Consider the following 14,732-nt stretch of genomic DNA (forward strand, 5'->3'; position numbering starts at 1 on the left):
ATTCCTCTGCTTGCTTAACCAATGTTAAATTAGCCAGTCATTAAAGCCCTTCTGCCAAAATCCGTCTCAGGAACATGCCCGTATAAGAAGCAGAAACTTCCGCTACCTGTTCTGGCGTGCCTGTGGCTACCAGCTTACCGCCGGCTGCTCCGCCTTCTGGGCCGATATCGATCACCCAATCCGACTCTCGGATTAGTTCCAAGCTATGCTCGACAATAACGACTGTATTTCCTGAATCGACCAGCTTATTTAGCAATACTTGAAGCTGTTTAATATCTGAGGGATGGAGTCCGGTCGTCGGTTCATCCAGCAGATAGAGGGTGTGATTTTTGGAAGGCTTGCTAAGCTCTTTCGCCAATCTGATTCGCTGCCCTTCACCGCCGGATAAGGTTTTGACCGACTGTCCCCACTTCAAATAACCAAGCCCAACCTCGCACAGCATCGAGATCAGACCGGATATTTTGCTCTCCGATTGCAAGATAGGCAGGCTTTCCTGAACCGACATGTTCAAAAGGTCCGAAATGGAGAAGCCTTCGTACTGTACCTCCAGCACTTCGTCCGTAAACCTGCGACCTTTGCAATCATGGCACTTCACCTCTAAATCGGGCAAGAAATTCATATCAATGGAAAGCACGCCGAGGCCCTGGCATGTCTCGCATCGTCCGCCAGGCGTATTAAAAGAAAAATGCTTTGAGGTCAGCTTACGTCTCTTCGCTTCCGGCAATCCAGCAAACAGCTGTCGCAAATGGGTAAATACCTCCGTATAGGTCGCGACATTCGAGCGCTGCATTCTGCCCATTGGCGTCTGGTCAAAGATGACGATATGGCCGACATGCTCTAAGCCTGCGATCTGATTGAAGCCTTTTGGTTCCTTTTTCATTGTATTTCCTTGCGCTAAAACATCGAATACAAGCGTAGATTTACCTGATCCCGATACTCCGGTTACGGACACCAAGCTGCCTAACGGAAAAGCTACCAAGGGGATATCGATATTTCTAATTTGCGCTCCCTGAATCGTAATTTGCTTTCCATTTCCCTCACGTCGCAAGCGTGTTGGAATTTCCCGTCCTTCTTCGCGTAAATAAGCTCCTGTCACCGATTCCGAGCTCGCCATCAAATCCTCCACGCTGCCTTCACCTACAACGGTTCCTCCATAAACGCCTGCACCCGGACCTATATCGATGATATGATCGGCAGCACGCATCATTTCGATATCATGCTCGATCACAAGCACGGTATTGCCGAGATCACGCAGCTCCTGAAGCACGCGAATGAGCCCAACAGTATCCCGGGGATGAAGACCGGTCGTTGGTTCGTCAAGAATATAGAGTACGCCTGTCAGTCCCGAGCCAAGAAGCGAAGCAAGCCGCAGGCGCTGTGCTTCTCCGCCGGACAACGTAACGGTTTGGCGGTTCAGGGACAGATAGCCGAGCCCGACATCCATAATTCTTTTGAGCCTTATGGGCATGTCTTGAAGGATCGGTTCAAGCAGATGAAGACCTTCAGCGGGCAATTCAGCCTCCAGTCCTCTTGTCCATGCGTATACCTCGCCAAGAGACCACCCGGATACATCAGAGATCGTTGCGTCAGCCACTTGAACAAGGCGAATTTCTAGCTTCAGGCGCGCTCCAAGGCAATCCGGGCAAAGCTGCTCATGAAAGAAACCTCCGTCTTTTTCTTGGGCGCCAGCCTCCCCTTCTTTCTCCTTGTAACGCCGCCATAATCCGGGTATGACGCCTTCGAATTTCGTGCCTTGAACCGGTTTGACATTCGGATAATGACGTTTGAACGCCTCGCTCTCGACTCCGTAGTACAGCAAATCCCGTTGAATTTCACCGAACTCCTTCAAAGGTTGATCAGGATCAAGGTCAAAGCCGTAATGCTTGGCTGCCGCCAGGAGTATTCGGATTTGAATATCGCGATGGACGCCGTTCAGCGAAGCAACTCCCCCGCCGCGCAAACTAAGCTCCGGATGAAAAACAGCTGCTTTATTGATGCTTGCCACATGTCCAAGTCCGCTGCAGGAGCCGCATGCTCCCTCCGGTTTATTAAAGGAGAAGTGCGACATTCCAAGCTTTTCAAGCTCTGCATGGCAATGAGGACATTTTATGGTCTGACGACCCATACTCTCGTCTTCTTCAGCCATTAGACCCGCAGGTTCAAAGGTTGGCGGAATGCTGCCGCTGCAGGATAAGCAAATTCGCGCTCCGAGCCTCGAGAAGATAAAACGGACGTACGTATAAATATCTGTTACAGTGCCAACTGTCGAGCGCGGATTACGGTTCGTTACATGCTGCCCGACGCTAATGGACGGAGACAAGCCTTCAATCGACTCGACTTTAGGCTTACGAATGGAATCTGACGCCAAGCCCATGGACTCCATATACTGTCTTTGGCATTCTCTCTGGAGGGTATCCATCGCCAACGTCGATTTGCCTGAGCCTGATGGGCCTGTCAGAACAACAAGCTTGTATTTCGGAATCGATAGCGAGATACTCTTCAGGTTGTTTTCCCGCGCACCTTTAATCACAATCGTGTCTTTCACAATAACGCCTCCTCGTGTATCTTTTCGAATGGATCCATTTCGAAACTAGCGGTACAACTGCTTTTTTACTAAGTAAAAGCTTAGTAACTTTGCATTTCAGTCCTGTTTTCGTTAAAATTAATTTGATTAAACAAATGAATGTCTAGTATCTTGAATACAAAGTATCTCGATGGTCGAGATAAATTATATCTTAAAAGGAGGGTTGTTATTTGTCAAGCCATGGAGGACAAGATCAACCAACAGAGCTGCAAGAAAATTTCACTCTGCGCATGCGGGGATTGGGCTCTCGCACGGTCTTATATCAGCAAAACGTAGCGGCTTCCCTAGGTTTATACAATAATGATTTTTTATCCGTCGATATTTTGCGTGAGAAAGGCCCGATTACCGCTGGCGAGCTCTCCAAGCTAACCGGGCTAGCTACGGGAAGCGTAACCTCATTAATCGATAGATTGGAAAAGAACGGCTTTGTCCGCAGGGAGAATGATCCCAACGACCGTCGCAAAGTCATCATTGTCCCTATGTATGAGAATAGAGAAGAAATCAGCAATACGTACCTGCCCCTTCATGCCGAAATGGTCAAGCTTGCTTCCTCTTATAGCGACGAAGAACTTTTGCTCATTACGCAATTTTTAGACCGGGCAAGTGCGGTCCTTGAGGATCAAATTCAATACCTTAGCTCCAAGACAAACGGCAAGTCTTCTTCTTGAAGCTTGCTATCATCAACAAAAAGGACGGTACGCCGATCAGTCAAATGACCTCGGGTATCGTCCTTCTTACCAGTATGCTTTAATGTTAGTCTACCTATTAGGAATTCACTTAATTAATGATTAGGCCAAAACCATTTTGAATGTAGTTTACGTTAGGATGTGCGATATTGCTGGTCGTCAAATTGTTGAACGTGGCTGAACCATTGCCTGTATAGGTATAGATAGCCGCGCCTGGATGTGGCGAGGTAAACCGGGAAGTTAGAATTCCGTCACGTCCAGTTCCATTAATGTTAATGTTGTTAAATACGATATTTTCAAAGCCGCCGCCATAACCAAACTGGATAGCACTGCGCTGCGTGTTGATAATATCGATATTGGTGAACGTTACATTTTTGATGGAATCGTTGGATGCCTCCAAATCGATGGCCCCTCGCTCCCCGTTATAAAGGTCTTTACTGGTTCCGCTGTTAATAATCGTCGTATCCGAGAAAAGAATGCCTGTGTTGTTCTGGAAATGATAACCCGGGAACACCGTGTTCATTCTAATGCCGGAACCGCCGACGGTATCGATGATCAGGTTATTTGTAGCTTTATGCCCGCCTCCTCCGAAAAATGCAATGCCTGCTGCACGCCAGTTATTCTCAATCGTATTGAATGAGAAGGTATTGTTGACGCCTGCCCTTGCACCATTGACGTTACTCGTCCAGACAGCAAGGCCGTCATCTCCGTTATTTCGTACGCTGCTGTTGCGTACGGTCGAATTGCTCGTTCCCTGGGCGAAATTCACCCCATCCGCAAGGTTGTTCCGAATCCGGCTGTTTTCAATGATGAGTCCATCGGCATAAATGGCAGGTGTATGCGCGTAATCCCCTACCCAGAACCCGCACTCAAAATGTTCAACCCAGACGTTGTGCACCTTTGAATTTTTACCGAAATTGTCCATAAATCCTTTGTAAATCGCATTCTCATGATAACGCGACCGTAGTTTCGAATTCATATAGATATGGCTAAAATCAAGCTTGCCCTCAACCCGGAAGGAAATGCCTCCCGATGCCGAATTTGGATTGGTAAACTGGATGTTTGTATGCCATATGCCAGCACCTACGATTGTAATGTCATTGATCATATTGCTGACAGAGCCTATCTTCCACATGTTTCCAAGATGGAATGTTCCTTCAGGAATATACAAGGTTTTGCTTCCTGCGACAGCGGCAGTTACCGCAGCTTCAAAGGCTGCAAGATCATCTAAGCTATCATTAGCGATTGCTCCGAAATCGGTAACAGAAACCGAATTGGCCGGACGTGCGATTGCTGCAGGCACGGGTTCGATTTCGATGAAATCGACGCCATATTCAAGGTTATCCGCATTGCTCTTCTGGATTCGGATCGTATCGCCAGGCTGGAGCGGTGTGTCCATTTTAAAATGTACCTCGTCAAATCGGAAGAGCGGACGTCCACCGGCAGGCGTATCTGCAGGCTGATCGCTCGAGAAATACTGCCAGTTGTAATACGATGTCAAAGGCACGGTCTTGGCTTTCACTCCATTGACATATACGTCAAGCGAGCCGTTTAGACCCATGCCATCTGCCGAGTCTGGCATCGTGAATCTCATCGTTACGCCGGCGCCTCCCTCTCCTTGTCTAACAGACCACTCGAGATAGGAACCACTCCCAGGCAGTGCTACATAGCGCTGCCCGGAAGCCTCCGATGCAATGAAGGCTTGATCGAATGTAGGCGCAGATTGCAGCGTTGCGCCTCCGCCTCTAGTTGCATCGTCGGTATCATACCTGGTATAAGGCATGCTCGCCCCACGGGCAGAATAAACGACCAATGCCGTTGAGCTCACATTATTGGGTTGCTTGATGGCGAGTTCATTGGCATCTGCTGCAACTGTCGTGGTAACCGTATAGCTGCCAGTGGCTGCTGTCCATGCTCCGGGAATGGAGAGGTTGACAGAAGCTCCGGCTGCTAAAGCGCCATTATATGAGCCATTAAAGGTTTGGATCGTCGAGCCTGCTGAATTTTTCAGAGCAACAGCAACGCCATGTGAACCGCTTGCTGTTGCAATGTTTCCGATATTTTTCAAGCTCACGTTAAAAGCTACAGAATTATTAGCTACAGGATTGCTTGGAGTCCACGAAACCTCTCCGACTAGATCGGCACTTGCGACAGGAGCGACAATTAGCGGCGTTGCGTTCGTGTAGCTGTTATTCGCTTCGTTTTGCTCGATAATCAAATTGTTCTCATCGACCTTAGCGTTGACCGAATAGGTGGCAGCTGCTTTCGTGCCGGCATTCAGATTTACAGATGCCGAAGCGCCAGCAGCCAGAGCGCCTACGTTTGCAGAGCCCGCAAGTTCGTTGTTTAAGTAGAAGTTCACGGTCGTTGCAGCGGAGCTGGCATTTCCGTTATTTTTAACGGTTGCGTTGAGCGTGATCGTGTTAGTCTCAATGGGAGAAACAGGCGACCAGGTCATTCCTGTAATCTGGAGATCAGGGTTCGTTCCTGGCGAGCCGAATACTTGGAACTCAGCAATTTGGCCAGCCGAAGCGCCTGTATTCGCCGTTATGCTCAATTGTAATCGTTTAACCGTTGCACTTACTGGTATCGTCACCGTATTGCCAGTGGATGGATTAAACGTGTACGTTTGCGATGAGACTAGGTTACTGAAGGTAGTTGTATTCTGATTGTGGCCAAGCACTTGAATCGTTTGTGTGCGAGCAGCCCATGAGGAGGATGGATTTAACTTTAGCACAATAGACGTAATATCATGGTTGGCACCCAGATCAAGCGTGAGCGTGCTTGATGCTGCACCACCTTCCCAATAAGTTGTGTTGTTGTTGTCATTAGCGTTTGCTGCCACGAAGGAAAGCGTGGTTGAAGATGCAGTAATGGGTTTGCCCACGGCAAGGTTATCACCTGGGAGCGGTGTAACTGTAGGTGCAACCGTAGGAGTTGGGGTTGGAGCTATTGTCGGAACTGGCGTTGCCGTAGATGTTGGTGTTGGAGTAGGTGCAACTGTAGGTGTCGGAGTCACAGTTGGACTAGGCGTTACAGTAGTCGTGGAAATGGTGATTTGATCAAGGTTAATGTTGCCGGTATCACCGGCGTCGTATTTATATGCGATGGTGTTGCTGCCTGCATTCAGATTTAGTGCCTCTACTTTATTGCCCCATGTATCCCAGTTCGCTAGATTAGGCAGCGAGGACTGGCGAATTTTCGTGCCGTTAACGTAGACGCTGATTGTGCTGGCACTGCCATTTGCATTGGCGTATTTAAGCGTTACATCACGGTTTCCTGCGGAGGCTACGTTTACCGTGAAGGTTGTTGTCGCCCCTTGCGTCCAGTAGCCGTCAACAAAGCCTGTTCCGGAGTAACCGGTATGGTCCGTGTTTACTTTCGCCCCGCCCGAGAGCGCAGCAGATTCAGCTTGGTAGGTGCCGGAAGGCGTTGGTGTCGTTGTTGGAGAAGGAGTTGGGCCGTTCGTACCGTAAATCTCGAATTCGGATAGCTGAGCAGCCGGCCACTCCGTGTTCCCGGTTACGTTCAGGCGAACATAGCGCGTGTTTGCTGCTGCAAAATTAATGGTAACGGAATTTCCGGCTATCGAAGGATTGAACGTGTAACCGGCTGCGCCGACAATCGTTGTAAATGTGGAGCCGTTCGTGCTGCCTTGCACAGCAATGGTTTGTGTGCGCGTTTCCCAGCCTGCCGGCAGCTTAAGCACAATCTGGTCAATGCTGGCAGTTGCGCCTAAATCGACTTGAATCCATTGGGGAAAGGCGTTATTCGCACTCTCCCAATACGTTGCTGCATTGCTGTCCTTCACATTAGCCGGTGCATATGTTTGTGATTGGCCGCTCGCGGTAACATCTTTGCCCAGTGTCAGGTTGGGACCGCCTGCTGCAGATACAGGTGAAAAAGGACCAGCAGACAGTAACAGAGTTGAAATCAGCATGGTTACGATCAGCGACCATGCCACATACTTGTTACGCATTATATTCCTCCTCAATATTGGTAGTCTGCGATAAAATGTATGAATTTATGATATCTACGGATGATAGCGCTTGCAAAATTGCTTGTTTTAAGTATTATTCATACTCGTATTACTTCCTTTCCGGCCCACCTTTCTTTAACGGACATAAAACAGCCACTAGCCCTCCTTTCCATGTCATACCCTTTTATTATAGAGACAGTGCCGCCAAAGCTATAAGATGCAATCCTACGCAATATGTATGTAATTCCAAGATCATTTTGAATTTTTTAGTGAATGATTCGGTCTAGTATGCTCTCGCCCAACTGGCGGAACCGTTCTTGCTGGCATGGCTAATTTTTTTACCACTCATTTTTTTCCTCTTTCCATTGTTCAATAATTCGTTGCAATTGACATCGGACTTAGCCCTAACGAGTTATTTTATATCCTCATGGTTAAGGGCATAATGAGCCAAGGCCCCCATATAGTAAAACCTACTTAATACCCTTGTGAATGAAATCACATTAAAGGAAGGCGAGTGAAATCATGAAATCAGGCTCTGAAGACCGTACCCGCCAGCAAGAGAAAAAATTAATTATATTGTGCGCGGTCGTAGCGCTGCTCATGCTATTGGCGATCATCCGCAAGCTGGTTAGTTAGCAATTACAAAAGAATGAATCATCTAAGGAGTGAACGCTATGCTATTAACCGGATATGATCCTGTCATGTTCAGCCGCATTTTGACCTCTTTGACTCTCGGTTTTCATATCATTTACGCGACGATCGGTGTCGGCGTGCCGCTTATGATTGCATTGGCTGAATGGATCGGCATTAGGCGAAATGATTTTCATTACCTGCTGCTTGCCAGGCGTTGGGCACGCGGCTTCGTCATTACGGTTGCCGTTGGGGTGGTAACGGGGACCGCAATCGGGCTTCAGTTAAGTTTACTATGGCCAAGCTTTATGCAGGTCGCGGGTCAATCGATTTCGCTGCCGCTGTTTCTTGAAACGTTTGCTTTCTTTTTTGAAGCTATATTTCTAGGCATTTATCTTTATACATGGGACCGTTTCAAAAGCCGGATGACGCATTTCTGGCTGCTTATTCCCGTCGTTATTGGCTCTTCCGCATCAGCTTTTTTCATTACCATTGTTAATGCGTTTATGAATTATCCTGTCGGCTTCACGTTGAAGGCTGGGGAGATCTCCGAGGTGAATCCGATTGCAGCTATGCTAAGTCCGGCCATGCCCACCAAGGTTGCCCATGTTCTCTCTTCTGCTTACTTAACTTGTGCTTTTGTGCTTGCAGCGATTACAGCATGGTCATTATTAAAAGGCAAAAATCACGTGTATTACAAAAAAGCATTAAAGCTAACGATGGTGTGCGCGTTTGTTTTTATGGTATCTACGGCACTCATTGGTGACTTATCCGGCAAGTATTTGGCCAAGTATCAGCCGGAGAAGCTGGCGGCAACCGAATGGCATTTCGAAACGATGGGCAAAGCGCCGCTTGTGCTTGGCGGGGTGCTGACCGAAGACAATCAGGTTCGCTTTGGGCTGGAGATCCCCTTTGGACTCAGCATCCTTGCTCATAGCAATCCCTTCGCGGAGGTGATCGGACTGAACGATTTCCCGGAAGATGAACGGCCGCCGCTTTGGATTCATTATTTGTTTGATATCAAAATGGGCTATGTCGCATTTATGGTATTCGTCTCCCTGCTCTTCCTTGTAGAGATGATTCGAAAGAAAGGGAATACGTATCGCCGGTGGCTTCTTCGCGCCATTGTAGTTGCTGCCCCTGTTGCTATACTCACGATTGAGCATGGCTGGATATTTTCCGAGGTTGGGAGACAGCCTTGGATCTTGCGAGGCATCATGCGGACATCGGAAGGGGCAACAACTTCAGGACATGTAGACTTGATGCTTTGGCTATTTGCATTGTTGTACCTTGTACTGGGGGTTTCATCAGCAAGGGTGCTAGTGAAAATGTTCCGAAACAATCAGGCTGAGGATGAACTGGCCAAATACGATAAGGAGGCTCGCGACCTGCTATGAGCTATGAGGTGATTGGCATTACCGTACTTTGGACGTTTCTGTTTGGTTATCTGATCGTAGCTTCGATTGACTTTGGTGCTGGTTTTTTCAGTTATTACAGCTCCATTACAGGAACGAGGCATCTGATTCATTCCATTATCGACCGTTATCTGTCGCCGGTGTGGGAGGTTACGAATGTTTTTCTCGTTTTCTTTTTTGTCGGGTTTATCGGTTTTTTTCCGGATACGGCATATTATTACGGTACAGCATTGCTTATACCGGGAAGCATAGCCATCGTATTGCTAGCCATACGTGGTGCTTATTATGCCTTTAATCATTATGGCTCGCGCAGCCGGAAGATATATACGCTTATGTATGGAGCCAGCGGACTGCTTATTCCAGCGGCGCTATCTACCGTATTGACCATCTCTGAAGGTGGATATATTGAAGTAACCGCGGATGGCAAAGTAGTGTTTCTGGTAAAAGAATTGTTTCAAAGCAGCTATTCCTGGTCCGTCGTACTGCTTGCGCTTGTGAGCGTCCTTTACATATCGGCTATGTTTTTAAGCTTTTATGCACATAAAGCAGGCGATCTTCCGGCATTTCACATTGTTCGAAAATATGCGCTTGCGTGGAGCTTACCGACCATTCTGAGCAGCCTTCTCGTCTTTTTTGCCATCCATGGCCATAATCGGGAGCATTTTGAGAAGATGCTTGACCGATCATGGATGTTCGCCTTTTCCTTTTTGTTTTTTATGCTAGCTGTCTATTTCGTTTGGAAAAAGAAAAATCTTGGTTTATCGTTTATTTTCGTAATGCTGCAATTTGCCTTCGCTTTTTATGGATACGGCTCCGCGCATTTGCCTTACATTTTGTATCCCTACTTAACCATCCATGATAACTTTACGAATGAGTCCATGGCTATTGCGTTAATCGTGGCGTTTGTACTAGGTTTATTGCTCCTGATCCCTTCACTCTATCTGTTGATGCGATTGTTTTTGTTTAACACTCCTTATGTTAAAGGGAAATAAAAGGAAAAACGAAAGGCGGTATTCTTCGCATGGAGTTTTTGTTAATTATGGTTGCCCCCTTGCTTATTGTGTTCTGCGCAGTGGCTTTCTTATTTCTATGGGGCGCAAAAGGTCAAACGCAGCCCAAAGAATAATCTGCAAACCAACAAACCCAACCCTGCTTTCGAGCGGGGTTGGGTTCTTTTATTTAAGCTCTGATAACCAGTCAGCCAACTGCTGGATTTCTTCAGCTGTAATGCTTTTGCCAAACTTTGGCATGCCCTTGCGCCCATTCGTCACCACTTCAACGATTTGTTCATTTGAGAGTCTGGCGCCAACGTTCTGTAGATTAGGGCCGGCTCTTCCTTGCAGCTCCGCTCCATGGCACGAAATACACATTTTTTTGTAGAGAATGGCTGCTTCGCCGGTTCCTACAACTTCCCCGTAGCTATCGCTGTTTTCCACCCGATCATTCGTTGCTGTGCTGCCGCAAGCGGTTAACATAACCGTGAGTGCGATGACCCCCATGACGGTGACCTGCTTTAATTTTTGCTTCATTAGCGTCCCTCCTATTCATTTAAAATTTATCATAACGAATTTGCCGTTTTATTGAATGACTAAAAGGAGCTATTTAAGGCTTCCGATTATGAATTTAAACCAACATGTTCCAATGGATATAAAATATATAATTAACTTTAATGTTACTTATAAGAGATAATCTCATTAAGTATTTCTTATTGACAATACGTTACTGCTTTAAATATACTGTTCTTGTGAACGGGAACAATAACATTAGTATTTATGATTAACTTTTAAATTAACTTAATTTAGAGGAGGATTTTTGTGACAGCAACTAATCATGCCATTCCGCGCCCGGAATATCCCCGCCCCCAAATGGTTCGCTCCAAGTGGCTTAACCTGAATGGCGAGTGGGAGTTTGAAATTGATAATGGTCAAAGCGGTAAACAGCGCCAGCTGTTCGAGACTAAAGCTTTAGCAGATAAAATCAAGGTTCCTTTCTGTCCAGAGAGCAAGCTGTCAGGCGTTGAAAACAAAGATTTTATGGCTGCCGTTTGGTACCGCAAAGAAATGACGATACCTACAGACTGGAATGACGAGCGCATTCTTCTTCATTTCGGTGCCGTTGATTATGAAACCGAGGTATGGGTGAACGGGAAATCTGCAGGTACGCATCGAGGCGGTTATGCCTCATTTTCGCTTGATATCACTCACCTGCTTATTGCTGGAACGAATGTGTTAACCGTATGTGCGGAGGACGATGTCCGCTCAGGTCTTCAACCGCGAGGCAAGCAATCGGCTTTATTTCATTCGCATGGCTGTGATTATACGAGAACAACAGGAATTTGGCAGACGGTATGGCTAGAAGCTGTCCCTCAGCACTATCTCCAAGGATTCAAATTAACGCCTGATCCCGATAATCATTCTCTGCATGTCGAAGGTGAGTTCGTTGCTTCTGATAGCTTCACTTTTACAGTAGAAGCCGAGTTTGATGGGAAAACGGTAGGCTCTCAATCCGCAATCATCAACGGCAACCAAAGCCGCCTGTCTGTTAAGCTCTCGGAGAGCCATTTATGGGAGATTGGCTCCCCTAAGCTCTACGACTTGAAATTATCGATACAGCAAAACGGGAAAACCATTGATGAGGTAGATAGCTACTTTGGACTTCGTTCAGTGAAATGGGATAACAATGCGATATTGATTAACGGCAAGCCTGTGTTTCAGCGTTTAGTGCTGGATCAAGGCTTTTATCCGGACGGAATTTATACAGCGCCTACCGATGCAGATTTGAAGCGCGATATCGAATTGTCAATGAGCCTGGGCTTTAACGGCGCTCGCTTGCACGAGAAAGTTTTTGAAGCACGTTTCTTGTATTGGGCAGACCAACTCGGCTACATCGTTTGGGGAGAGCATGCCAACTGGGGACTTGATATTACAACGGCTCAAGGGCTTCAGCAGTTTTTGCCAGAGTGGATTGAAATTGTGAAACGTGACTACAATAGCCCGGCATTAGTGGGCTGGTGCCCATTTAATGAAACCTGGGACGGGCCGCAGGGTACCCGCCAAAATGATGAGGTGCTGCGGATTACTTACCAAGTAACCAAATCATTGGATGCTACCCGTCCAGTCATAGACACAAGCGGAAACTTCCATGTGGTTACCGATATTTTTGATATACATGATTATGAGCAAAATCCGGAGAAGTTTGCTGAGAAATACGAGGCCATGCGAAGCGGCGGCGAACGGTATGTAACCTTCCCAGATCGGCAAAAATACGAAGAGCAGCCTTACTTTGTCAGTGAATATGGCGGAATTTGGTGGAATCCGGGGCAAGCCGACCAGAAGAGCTGGGGTTACGGCGACCGTCCGAAGACGGAGCAGGAATTCATTAGCCGTTATGAGGGCCTAACTTTGTCGCTGCTTGAAAACCCGTATATTTGTGCCTTCTGCTATACGCAGCTTTATGATGTCGAACAGGAAGTTAATGGTCTGCTGACTTACGATCGAAATCACAAATTTGATCCTGAAATCATCCGCCGTATTAATGCTACCGTTGCGGCTATCGAGAAGATAGCCGCAAATACAGCAAAGTAATTGTTCAAAGGGGAACAAGCCATTTCCTCAGGAAATGGCTTGTTTTGTTAGCTTAGATTCAGCCTTGCTTAGCTTATTCTAGCGCCTTCAAAACGTGTGGCTAAGCCGCTTTGTATATCTCCATTTTCCCCGGTTGCCCTTGCAAATACCTCTACCCGATCACGTGCATGTAATTGGATAATGCCTGCTGCATCTATCAGCCCTGTTCTCGGGGTGAAGTTTTCTTGATCAGATATTCGGGGAACGCCATTGATTCTAATCTGCAGATCCATAACTACAGGTGTAAGTGTGATGGTTTCAAAAGAAACACTTGCAAACAGAGAATAGATGCCATTCTGCTTGGGACGGAAGGTGGATGTCGCTGAATTATATTCATTGTTCAAATCCAATTCTTCCACTTGGTATCTCACTTTGGTAAAAACGCCATCTAGGATCGTTTGATCCGCACCGGATACCGCTCTAAACGCTGATTTCCGGATTCTAATCGGTTTACATACCCGCTTTCTGCTTACCGCTTTTTTGCAAACCGTTTTTTTACAGACGATTGTTGTACAAGTGCTCTTTGCTACCTTGGATCTTCTAATTGTCATGCATTCTCCTCCTTGTAGTGTGCTAATTCTAGCATTTACTATCATATGGAAGAGAGATTCTAATAGAAACGATATCAGCCCGTCCTTGCTTTAAAAAGGCTTCTATCAGCTAAATGGTTGTAACCGCTGCTTACAGCAGCCAGGCTTGTTAATTCCGTCCCTTGGAATCTATCTTTTGGCTAATATGCTTTTCTAGCAATTGTTTGTTTTCCAATAGATTAGAATCATTTGGAGAATACGAAAGTGCAATTTCATTATGTTTATAAGCCTGTTCTAAATCTCCGAGCTTCCCATAGCATGCGGTAAGCTGCAGGTGAGGGAACCAAGTCCAAGCCATGTTGTTCAATCCTAACAGCCTTTCTTGTGGTTTATCGAGCTTGAGTGCCAGCTGATACCAGTGAACGGCTTTGTTAAAATCATGGTTTTCTTGAAAATAGTAACCAATTCGGCAAACGTAATCCGCACGCGGAATATCGTAATGAAATGTCATCATTAAAGCTTGCAGCTCTTGCTCTTTCTGACCAAGCTCATGATAACAATGGGCCATCCGGTCACATGCTTGCAATTTATACTCAAAATAAATGGAAGGTTCATTGAGGATGGATGTAAAGATCTTGACAGCTTTACCGTAATGACGATTAGCTGACAACTCCATGGCATAATGCAATAATTGCCGATCTGAAAGTCGCTCTCCTTGACCTGCCATCTCCTCAAAAATACGTAAATTCCGATCTTGGTGATGATGCACCCGGTCGTGACTTACCGCAATATCGGAGAGGATGATATTCCCGCTGACCAATAGATACTCATGCACCGGATCCTGCCATTGAAAATTCATGGTACGCTTTACGAGTCTGTTTCTCTTTACAACGGTAATGGGCTGTCCATGCGGGTCGAAAGCGATGTTGTAGTCCATGCAAACGGAATCTATTTGAGGATCGAGAGTCTGCTTCAAGGCCTTGAATTTGGTCAGCTCGTTAGCCAGCAGCACGTCGTCCGCATCTAACCATAAAATATAGTCCTGTGTAGCTTGACGAAAAGAAAAATTTCGTGCAGCCGAGAAATCATGGTTCCATTCAAAATGAAACAGGCGATCGGTATACCTCGCGGCTATGTCTTTCGTGGCGTCGGTCGATCCCGTGTCCACGATAACGATCTCATCCACGAGCTCTTTGACCGAATCCAAGCATCGCTTCAGCACTTGCTCTTCGTCTTTTACAATCATGCACAAACTAATCGTAATCACTTCATATCCCCTCCATTA

General features: G+C 46.6%; 10 protein-coding genes. 5 read left to right on the forward strand and 5 right to left on the reverse strand.

Going from position 1 to position 14,732, the window contains the following annotated elements; translation table 11 throughout:
* Nucleotides 1–40: 40 nt before the first annotated feature.
* Nucleotides 41–2,545: an excinuclease ABC subunit UvrA gene (gene uvrA / locus FJQ58_RS29025; RefSeq protein ID WP_139998837.1), complete on the reverse strand. Its 2,505-nt coding sequence runs from the start codon at nt 2,543–2,545 to the stop codon at nt 41–43.
* 209 nt (nt 2,546–2,754) lie between these two features.
* Between uvrA and FJQ58_RS29030 the strand changes: the two genes are divergently transcribed.
* Nucleotides 2,755–3,252, forward strand: a complete 498-nt coding sequence (locus tag FJQ58_RS29030; protein WP_420799866.1) for a MarR family winged helix-turn-helix transcriptional regulator — start codon at nt 2,755–2,757, stop codon at nt 3,250–3,252.
* A gap of 109 nt (nt 3,253–3,361) precedes the next feature.
* On the opposite strand, the gene FJQ58_RS29035 is transcribed toward FJQ58_RS29030, so the two are convergent.
* Entirely contained in the window at nt 3,362–7,249 is a 3,888-nt protein-coding gene (locus tag FJQ58_RS29035) for a discoidin domain-containing protein (protein ID WP_139998839.1), read from the reverse strand.
* Nucleotides 7,250–7,923: 674 nt separating this feature from the next.
* Here FJQ58_RS29035 and FJQ58_RS29040 point away from each other — a divergent pair.
* Genes FJQ58_RS29040 through cydS form a run of 3 tightly spaced genes read left to right on the forward strand, consistent with a single transcriptional unit; the run spans nt 7,924 to nt 10,420 of the window.
* On the forward strand, nt 7,924–9,276 hold the full coding sequence (locus FJQ58_RS29040; RefSeq protein WP_139998841.1) for a cytochrome ubiquinol oxidase subunit I: 1,353 nt from the start codon (nt 7,924–7,926) through the stop codon (nt 9,274–9,276).
* Nucleotides 9,273–10,286 (forward strand): cytochrome d ubiquinol oxidase subunit II, encoded by a 1,014-nt coding sequence (locus FJQ58_RS29045; protein ID WP_139998843.1) that lies wholly within the window; start codon nt 9,273–9,275, stop codon nt 10,284–10,286. Before FJQ58_RS29040 ends, FJQ58_RS29045 begins: the two co-directional genes overlap by 4 nt.
* Before the next feature lie 29 nt (nt 10,287–10,315).
* Nucleotides 10,316–10,420 carry a cytochrome bd oxidase small subunit CydS family protein gene (cydS, locus tag FJQ58_RS33455; RefSeq protein WP_420799867.1) on the forward strand — a complete coding sequence of 35 codons (105 nt, stop codon included), beginning with the start codon at nt 10,316–10,318 and terminating at the stop codon, nt 10,418–10,420.
* A 49-nt stretch (nt 10,421–10,469) separates the two neighbouring features.
* On the opposite strand, the gene FJQ58_RS29050 is transcribed toward cydS, so the two are convergent.
* Nucleotides 10,470–10,823: a c-type cytochrome gene (locus tag FJQ58_RS29050; RefSeq protein WP_139998845.1), complete on the reverse strand. Its 354-nt coding sequence runs from the start codon at nt 10,821–10,823 to the stop codon at nt 10,470–10,472.
* A gap of 285 nt (nt 10,824–11,108) precedes the next feature.
* On the opposite strand from FJQ58_RS29050, the gene FJQ58_RS29055 reads away from it, so the two are divergent.
* Complete coding sequence (locus tag FJQ58_RS29055) at nt 11,109–12,878, forward strand: glycoside hydrolase family 2 protein (RefSeq protein ID WP_274382345.1); 1,770 nt, start codon at nt 11,109–11,111, stop codon at nt 12,876–12,878.
* A 68-nt stretch (nt 12,879–12,946) separates the two neighbouring features.
* On the opposite strand, the gene FJQ58_RS29060 is transcribed toward FJQ58_RS29055, so the two are convergent.
* Together FJQ58_RS29060 and FJQ58_RS29065 are read right to left on the reverse strand one after the other, a co-directional pair.
* Complete coding sequence (locus tag FJQ58_RS29060; protein ID WP_139998847.1) at nt 12,947–13,468, reverse strand: ABC transporter permease; 522 nt, start codon at nt 13,466–13,468, stop codon at nt 12,947–12,949.
* 148 nt (nt 13,469–13,616) lie between these two features.
* The gene (locus tag FJQ58_RS29065; RefSeq protein ID WP_139998849.1) at nt 13,617–14,714 is read right to left on the reverse strand and encodes a tetratricopeptide repeat-containing glycosyltransferase family 2 protein; all 1,098 of its coding nucleotides are present in this window, start codon (nt 14,712–14,714) and stop codon (nt 13,617–13,619) included.
* Nucleotides 14,715–14,732 lie beyond the last annotated feature (18 nt).

This window comes from Paenibacillus paridis (assembly GCF_006345825.1).
Classification (GTDB): domain Bacteria; phylum Bacillota; class Bacilli; order Paenibacillales; family Paenibacillaceae; genus Pristimantibacillus; species Pristimantibacillus paridis.